Consider the following 7,921-nt stretch of genomic DNA (forward strand, 5'->3'; position numbering starts at 1 on the left):
GGCCGGTCACGGTCAGCGGCCGGCCGGCCGCCACCCCGACCTCGGCGGCCGTGGCGGCCGAGAGCCGGGCGACGGCGGCGTGCCGGGTGCCGGCCAGCGCCTCGTCGCCGTCCTGGAGCTGGCCCCGGTCGAGCAGCAGCCGGTGTCCGGCGAGCACCGCCTCGCCCGCGGCGGGCCGCGGGACCTGCCGGCTGCCAGCCTCCGGGGCGTCCGCGCGGGGACCGTCCCAGACGCCCAGACGCCGCATCTCGGCGCGGACGGTGCGCACGTCCGGCAGCCCGAGATGGACATCGAGGGCGTCGGCGAGCATGTGCAGTACGCGGTGGTCGGACTGGACGAGCCGGCGGGTCATCTGGTCGGGCTTGATCGCTGCCTCGAAGGGCCGCGAGCGCCCCTCCCAGTTGAGGAAGGAGCCCGCCTTCTCCACGACCGCGGCGACGGGCAGGACCACGTCGGCCCGCTCGGTGACCTCCGAGGGCCGCTGCTCCAGGCTGACGACGAAACCGGTCTCGTCCAGCGCCCTGCGGGCCAGCTCCGGGTCGGGCAGGTCGGCGATCTCCACGCCCCCCACCAGCAGGGCCGCGAGTTCGCCGCCCGCGGCGGCCTCGACGATCCGGCCGGTGTCGCGGCCGAAGCGGGTCGGCAGCTGCGCCACGCCCCAGACGGCGGCCGTCTCCGCGCGGGCGTCCGGGTCGGTGGCGGGGCGTCCGCCGGGCAGCAGCGTCGGGATCGCTCCGGCCTCGACCGCTCCCCGCTCACCGGCCCGGCGCGGGATCCACACCAGGCGGGCACCGGTGGCGGTGGCCGTCCGCAGGGCGGCGGCGAATCCCCCGGGCACGGCGGCCAGCCGTTCCCCGACGATGATCACCGAGCCCTCGGCGCGCAGCGCCTCGGCGGCCTTCTGCCCGGTCTCGTCCAGCCCGACCCCACCGGCCAGCGCGTCCAGCCACTCGGTCTCGGTGTGGGGCGCGGCCGGCAGCAGGGTGCCGCCGGCCTTCCTCAGCCCGCGGGTGGCGTGAGTGGCCAGGGAGAAGACGCGCTGACCGTGCTTGCGGTACGCCTTGCGCAGCCGCAGGAAGACGCCGGGGGCCTCCTCCTCGGCCTCGAAGCCGACCAGCAGCACGGCCGGGGCCTTCTCCAGCGCGGAGTGGGTGACGCCGCGTCCCTCTGCGTCCAGTCCGCGTCCGGCGACGTGGGAGGCGAGGAAGTCGGCCTCCTCGGTGCTGTGGACGCGGGCGCGGAAGTCGATGTCGTTGGTGTCGAGGGCGACCCGCGCGAACTTGGCGTACGCGTAGGCGTCCTCGACCGTCAGACGTCCGCCGGTGAGCACGCCGGTACGGCCGCGGGCCGCCGCCAGTCCCCTGGCCGCGGCGTCCAGCGCCTCGGGCCAGCTCGCGGGTTCCAGCTCACCGGTTTCGGTGTCGCGCAGCAGCGGGTGGGTGAACCGGTCGCGCTGCTGGGCGTAGCGGAAGGCGAAGCGGCCCTTGTCGCAGATCCACTCCTCGTTGACCTCCGGGTCGTCGGCGGCCAGCCGCCGCATGACCTTGCCGCGCCGGTGGTCGGTGCGGGTGGCGCATCCCTCGGAGCAGTGCTCGCACACGCTCGGCGAAGAGATCAGGTCGAAGGGGCGGGAGCGGAACCGGTAGGCGGCCGAGGTGAGCGCGCCGACCGGGCAGATCTGGATGGTGTTGCCGGAGAAGTAGGACTCGAAGGGCGGCCCTTCCCCGATGCCGACCTGCTGCAGGGCGCCGCGCTCCAGCAGCTCGATCATCGGGTCGCCCGCGATCTGGTTGGAGAAGCGGGTGCAGCGGGCGCACAGCACGCAGCGCTCCCGGTCCAGCAGCACCTGGGACGAGAGCGGCACGGGCTTGGCGAAGGTGCGCTTGCGGCCGTCGAAGCGGCTGTCGGCCTGCCCGTGGGACATGGCCTGGTTCTGCAGCGGGCACTCGCCGCCCTTGTCGCAGACCGGGCAGTCCAGCGGGTGGTTGATGAGCAGCAGCTCCATCACGCCGCGCTGGGCCTTCTCGGCCACCGGTGAGGTCAGATGCGTCCTGACGACCATGCCGTCGGTGCAGGTGATCGTGCAGGAGGCCATGGGCTTGCGCTGGCCCTCGACCTCGACGATGCACTGACGGCAGGCCCCGGCCGGGTCCAGCAGGGGGTGGTCGCAGAAGCGCGGGATCTCGATGCCGAGCAGTTCGGCGGCGCGGATGACCAGGGTGCCCTTGGGCACGCTGACCTCGATGCCGTCGATCGTCAGCGTCACCGCGTCCTCGGGAACCTCGGGCGGCTTGGCCTCTCCGCCCCCGGAGGCCTTGGCGTCGGTGGTGACGGTCACGCGTTCACCTCCAGGTGTGCGGTCCTGTCGTCGGCCCACAGGGTCGACTTGGCCGGGTCGAAGGGGCAGCCCCGCCCGGTGACGTGCTGTTCGTACTCCTCGCGGAAGTACTTCAGGGAGGAGAAGATCGGGCTGGCGGCTCCGTCCCCGAGGGCGCAGAAGGACTTACCGTTGATGTTGTCGGCGATGTCGGCGATCTTGTCGATGTCGGACATGGTCGCCTTGCCGGCCTCGATGTCGCGCATGAGCTGGACGAGCCAGTACGTGCCCTCGCGGCAGGGGGTGCACTTGCCGCAGGACTCGTGGGCGTAGAACTCCGTCCAGCGGGTCACCGCGCGGACCACGCAGGTGGTCTCGTCGAAGCACTGGAGCGCCTTGGTGCCGAGCATCGATCCCGCGGCGCCGACGCCCTCGTAGTCCAGTGGGACGTCGAGGTGCTCGTCGGTCAGCAGTGGGGTCGAGGAGCCGCCCGGTGTCCAGAACTTCAGCCGGTGGCCCGGGCGCATGCCGCCGCTCATCTCCAGCAGCTGGCGCAGCGTGATACCCAGCGGCGCCTCGTACTGGCCGGGACCGGCGACGTGGCCACTGAGGGAGTACAGCGTGAAGCCCGGGGACTTCTCGCTGCCCATCGTGCGGAACCACTCCTTGCCCCGGTTCATGATCGCGGGAACCGAGGCGATGGACTCGACGTTGTTGACGACGGTGGGGCACGCGTACAGGCCCGCGACGGCCGGGAAGGGGGGACGCAGCCTGGGCTGCCCGCGCCGGCCCTCCAGGGAGTCCAGCAGCGCGGTCTCCTCGCCGCAGATGTACGCGCCCGCGCCCGCGTGCACGGTGATGTCCACGTCCAGGCCGGATCCGAGGACATCCTTGCCGAGGTAGCCGGCCTCGTAGGCCTCGCGGACCGCGGCGTGCAGGCGCCGCAGTACGGGGACGACCTCGCCGCGCAGGTAGATGAAGGCGTGGTTGGACCGGATCGCGTGGCAGGCGATCACGATGCCCTCGATCAGCGCGTGCGGGTTGGCGAAGAGGAGGGGGATGTCCTTGCAGGTGCCCGGCTCGGACTCGTCGGCGTTGACCACCAGGTAGTGCGGCTTGCCGTCGCCCTGGGGAATGAACTGCCACTTCATGCCGGTGGGGAAGCCGGCGCCGCCGCGGCCGCGCAGACCGGAGTCCTTGACGTAGGCGATGACGTCGTCGGGTTTCATCGCCAGGGCCTTGCGCAGGCCCTCGTACCCCTCGTGCGCCCGGTAGGTGTCCAGCGTCCAGGACGCCGGGTCGTCCCAGAAGGCCGAGAGCACCGGGGCCAGCAGCTTCTCCGCTGATTCGGCGGTCATCACTTGCCCTCCTTCGCCACCGGGCCGGCCGGGTTGTCGGGGTCGGAGGCGGCCGTCCCGCGCGGCGCGTCGTGGGAGCTGGGGTGGGGCTGGGGCGCCTCGCCGGTCTCGGTGACGGGCTGCCCGGCCGACGCGGGCCCTTCCCCGCCGCGCGGCGAGACCACCTTCGGCCCGGCCTTCTCGCCCTTGGCCAGCTTCAGTCCGGCCAGCGTGGCCTCCCCCGCGCTGCCGCTCGCCTCGACGGCGCCGGGCCGCTCGTCGGGGAATCCGGCGAGGATGCGCGCGGTCTCCTTGAAGGTGCACAGCGGGGCACCGCGGGTGGGCCGCACCTCGCGTCCGGCGCGCAGGTCGTCCACGAGCTTCCTGGCGCTCTCGGGCGTCTGGTTGTCGAAGAACTCCCAGTTGACCATCACCACGGGCGCGAAGTCGCAGGCCGCGTTGCACTCGATGTGCTCCAGCGTCACCTTGCCGTCCTCGGTGGTCTCGTCGTTGCCGACGCCGAGGTGTTCCTGGAGCGCCTCGAAGATGGCGTCGCCGCCCATCACCGCGCACAGGGTGTTGGTGCACACCCCCACCTGGTAGTCGCCCGAGGGCTTGCGCCGGTACATGCTGTAGAAGGTGGCCACCGCCGTGACCTCGGCCGTGGTCAGGTCGAGCAGCTCGGCGCAGAACCGCAGCCCGGTGGGGGTGACGTGCCCCTCCTCTGACTGCACCAGGTGCAGCATCGGCAGCAGCGCGGAGCGGCTGCCCGGATAGCGGGCGATGATCTCCCCGGCGTCCGCCTCCAGCCGGGCGCGGATGTCGGCCGGGTAGTCGGGTGCGGGGAGCCGGGGCATCCCGAGCGATACGTCTGTCACCGGTCGACGCCTCCCATCACGGGGTCGATGGACGCGACGGCGACGATGACGTCGGCGACCTGGCCGCCCTCGCACATCGCCGCCATGGACTGCAGGTTGGTGAAGGACGGGTCCCGGAAGTGGACCCGGAACGGGCGGGTGCCGCCGTCGCTGACCACGTGCACGCCCAGCTCGCCCTTGGCGGACTCCACGGCGGCGTACGCCTGGCCCGGCGGCACCCGGAAGCCCTCGGTCACCAGCTTGAAGTGGTGGATGAGGGCCTCCATCGAGGTGCCCATGATGTTCCTGATGTGGTCCAGCGAGTTGCCGAGCCCGTCCGGGCCGAGCGCGAGCTGCGCTGGCCAGGCGATCTTCTTGTCGCCGACCATCACCGGGCCGGGCTCCAGCCGGTCCAGGCACTGCTCGACGATCCGCAGCGACTGGCGCATCTCCTCCAGCCGGACCAGGAAGCGGCCGTAGGAGTCGCAGGTGGTGTCGGTGGGGATGTCGAAGTCGTAGGTCTCGTAGCCGCAGTACGGCTGGGCCTTGCGCAGGTCGTGCGGGAGTCCGGTGGAGCGCAGGATGGGGCCGGTGGCGCCGAGCGCCATGCAGCCGGCCAGGTCCAGGTGGCCGACGTCCTGCAGGCGTGCCTTGAAGACGGGGTTGCCGGTGCAGAGCTTGTCGTACTCCGGCAGGTTCTTCCGCATCTTCTTGACGAACTCGCGGACCTGGTCCACCGCGCCGGCCGGCAGGTCCTGGGCGAGGCCGCCGGGCCGGATGTAGGCGTGGTTCATCCGCAGGCCGGTGATGAGCTCGAAGAGGTCCAGGACCAGTTCGCGGTCCCGGAAGCCGTAGATCATCACCGTGGTGGCGCCCAGCTCCATGCCGCCGGTGGCGATGGCCACCAGATGGGAGGAGATCCGGTTGAGCTCCATCATCATCACGCGGATGACGTCGGCACGGTCTGGCACCTCGTCCTCGATGCCCAGCAGCCTCTCCACCGCCAGGCAGTACGCCGTCTCGTTGAAGAACGGCGTGAGGTAGTCCATGCGCGTCACGAAGGTCGTGCCCTGCGTCCAGGTGCGGTACTCGAGGTTCTTCTCGATGCCGGTGTGCAGGTAGCCGATGCCGCAGCGGGCCTCGGTGACCGTCTCGCCGTCGATCTCCAGGATGAGCCGGAGCACGCCGTGCGTGGACGGGTGCTGCGGGCCCATGTTGACGATGATCTTCTCGTCGTCGCCCCTGGCGGCGGCGGTGGCGATCTCGTCCCAGTCGCCGCCGGTGACGGTGTAGACGGTGCCCTCGGTGGTCTCGCGGGCGCTGGCCTGCGAGGCGGTGGGGTCCGTCGCGTGCGGGGTTGCGTGCGAGGTGCTCATCAGCTGTACGACCTCCGCTGGTCGGGAGCCGGGATCTGGGCGCCCTTGTACTCGACGGGGATGCCGCCGAGGGGGTAGTCCTTGCGCTGCGGGAAGCCCTGCCAGTCGTCGGGCATCATGATCCGCGTGAGCGCGGGATGGCCGTCGAAGACGATGCCGAAGAAGTCGTACGCCTCGCGCTCGTGCCAGTCGTTGGCCGGGTAGACCGAGACGATCGACGGAATGTGCGGGTCGCCGTCGGGCACGCTCACCTCCAGCCGGATCAGCCGGTTGTGGGTGATCGAGCGCAGGTGGTAGACGGCGTGCAGCTCGCGCCCGGAGTCGCCGGGGAAGTGGACGCCGCTGACGCCGGTGCACATCTCGAAGCGGAGCGCGGGGTCGTCGCGCAGGACGCGGGCGGTGACCGGCAGGTGGTCGCGGGCGATGTGGAAGGTGATCTCGCCGCGGTCCACGACCGTCTCCTCGATCACCTCCTCGGGCACCAGGCCCTGCTCCTCGAGCGCGCCCTCCAGCTCGTCGGCCACCTCGTCGAACCAGCCGCCGTACGGCCGGCTCGACGCGCCCGGCAGCCGCACGGTGCGCACCAGCCCGCCGTAGCCGGAGGTGTCGCCGCCCTCCTTGGCGCCGAACATGCCCCGGCGGACATCGATCACCTCGCCCGTCCCGCCGCGCGGCGAGGGGACGGCGCCGTTGCCGTTGTCCTGTGCCTCGCTCATCGGAGCAGCCCCTTCATCTCGATCGTCGGAAGCGCCTTGAGCGCCGCCTCCTCCGCCTCGCGGGCGGCCTGCTCCCGGTTGACCCCGAGTTTCTCGCCCTGGATCTTCTGGTGGAGCTTGAGGATCGCGTCCAGCAGCATCTCGGGGCGCGGCGGGCAGCCGGGCAGGTAGATGTCGACCGGCACGATGTGGTCGACGCCCTGCACGATCGCGTAGTTGTTGAACATTCCGCCCGAGGAGGCGCAGACGCCCATGGAGATGACCCACTTGGGGTTCGGCATCTGGTCGTAGACCTGGCGCAGGACCGGCGCCATCTTCTGGCTGACCCGGCCGGCCACGATCATCAGGTCCGCCTGCCTCGGCGAGCCGCGGAAGACCTCCATCCCGAAGCGGGCGAGGTCGTAGCGGCCGGCGCCGGTGGTCATCATCTCGATGGCGCAGCAGGCCAGTCCGAAGGTCGCCGGGAAGACCGACGACTTGCGCACCCAGCCCGCGGCCTGCTCGACGGTGGTCAGCAGGAAGCCGCTCGGCAGTTTCTCTTCGATACCCATGTGTACGCCCCTAGTCCCATTCCAGGCCGCCGCGCCGCCAGACGTAGGCGTAGGCGACGAAGACGGTGAGCACGAAGAGCAGCATCTCCACGAGCCCGAACAGCCCCAGGACGTCGAAGGTGACGGCCCAGGGGTAGAGGAAGACGATCTCGATGTCGAAGACGATGAAGAGCATCGCCGTCAGGTAGTACTTGATCGGAAAGCGCCCGCCCCCCGCTGCCTGCGGGGTGGGCTCGATGCCGCACTCGTATGCCTCGAGCTTGGCCCTGTTGTAGCGCTTGGGGCCGACGATCGAGGCCATGACCACGGAGAAGACAGCGAAGGCTGCCCCGAGCGCTCCCAGTACGAGGATGGGCGCGTAGACGTTCACCGCTCCTCGCTCCTTCCAGTCGACGACGCTGCCGGCGGGCCGTTGCGGGCCGTTTTCGGACCGGTGTGCCGTTCACGAAGATCGCCCACATGTGAGGCAGTTCACAAGCCCGAATCGACTGCATCCTATGCCCGTCCTTCTGTGATCTGCGACACGGGGTGCGGCAACAAGTTTGTGATCTCCACCACCTGACGAATGATCATGAAGCCGGATGGACGGCGATCTTCGCGCGTGAAGCGGCCGACTGATCACCACACGTGACAATCCGATGCGTCTTCGCTGGTCGGAGGGGTGCGCTCTATCAAAGGATGCCCGCCGCAGGCAAATTTGCCCTGGACACCCGAACCCACTAGACGGCGCGGAACGAAATCCGGACAGGGGGGGGGGGGGGGGGGGG

At 70.8% G+C, this 7,921-nt stretch carries 7 protein-coding genes; all 7 read right to left on the reverse strand.

Translation table 11 applies throughout. The annotated features are described in order from the left end of the window. Nucleotides 1-2,338 (reverse strand): NADH-quinone oxidoreductase subunit G (locus tag LJ221_RS16470; RefSeq protein WP_241717489.1); only part of this gene is annotated, 2,338 nt, incomplete at its 3' end. Beyond that, on the reverse strand, nucleotides 2,335-3,675 hold the full coding sequence (nuoF, locus tag LJ221_RS16475; RefSeq protein WP_241717490.1) for an NADH-quinone oxidoreductase subunit NuoF: 1,341 nt from the start codon (nucleotides 3,673-3,675) through the stop codon (nucleotides 2,335-2,337). The genes LJ221_RS16470 and nuoF, both read right to left, overlap by 4 nt. Further along, nucleotides 3,675-4,511 carry an NADH-quinone oxidoreductase subunit NuoE gene (gene nuoE / locus LJ221_RS16480; protein ID WP_241717502.1) on the reverse strand — a complete coding sequence of 279 codons (837 nt, stop codon included), beginning with the start codon at nucleotides 4,509-4,511 and terminating at the stop codon, nucleotides 3,675-3,677. The genes nuoF and nuoE overlap by 1 nt, the downstream gene beginning before the upstream one ends. A gap of 17 nt (nucleotides 4,512-4,528) precedes the next feature. After that, on the reverse strand, nucleotides 4,529-5,887 hold the full coding sequence (locus tag LJ221_RS16485; RefSeq protein WP_241717491.1) for an NADH-quinone oxidoreductase subunit D: 1,359 nt from the start codon (nucleotides 5,885-5,887) through the stop codon (nucleotides 4,529-4,531). After that, nucleotides 5,887-6,603, reverse strand: coding sequence for an NADH-quinone oxidoreductase subunit C (locus tag LJ221_RS16490; RefSeq protein ID WP_241717492.1), 717 nt, complete (start codon nucleotides 6,601-6,603; stop codon nucleotides 5,887-5,889). Before LJ221_RS16490 ends, LJ221_RS16485 begins: the two co-directional genes overlap by 1 nt. After that, entirely contained in the window at nucleotides 6,600-7,154 is a 555-nt protein-coding gene (locus LJ221_RS16495; RefSeq protein ID WP_093660456.1) for an NADH-quinone oxidoreductase subunit B family protein, read from the reverse strand. Before LJ221_RS16495 ends, LJ221_RS16490 begins: the two co-directional genes overlap by 4 nt. Before the next feature lie 10 nt (nucleotides 7,155-7,164). Continuing rightward, entirely contained in the window at nucleotides 7,165-7,524 is a 360-nt protein-coding gene (locus tag LJ221_RS16500) for an NADH-quinone oxidoreductase subunit A (protein WP_206348966.1), read from the reverse strand. Nucleotides 7,525-7,921 lie beyond the last annotated feature (397 nt).

It is taken from the genome of Streptomyces sp. CNQ085, from assembly GCF_022614595.1.
Lineage (GTDB): Bacteria > Actinomycetota > Actinomycetes > Streptomycetales > Streptomycetaceae > Streptomyces.

What these genes read in the sequence shown, in the direction of transcription:
- nuoE (WP_241717502.1), bottom strand. Translation starts at nt 4,511, where the DNA reads ATGCCCCGGCTCCCCGCACCCGACTACCCGGCCGACATCCGCGCCCGG.
- LJ221_RS16490 (WP_241717492.1), bottom strand. Translation starts at nt 6,603, where the DNA reads ATGAGCGAGGCACAGGACAACGGCAACGGCGCCGTCCCCTCGCCGCGC.
- nuoF (WP_241717490.1), bottom strand. Translation starts at nt 3,675, where the DNA reads ATGACCGCCGAATCAGCGGAGAAGCTGCTGGCCCCGGTGCTCTCGGCC.
- LJ221_RS16485 (WP_241717491.1), bottom strand. Translation starts at nt 5,887, where the DNA reads ATGAGCACCTCGCACGCAACCCCGCACGCGACGGACCCCACCGCCTCG.
- LJ221_RS16495 (WP_093660456.1), bottom strand. Translation starts at nt 7,154, where the DNA reads ATGGGTATCGAAGAGAAACTGCCGAGCGGCTTCCTGCTGACCACCGTC.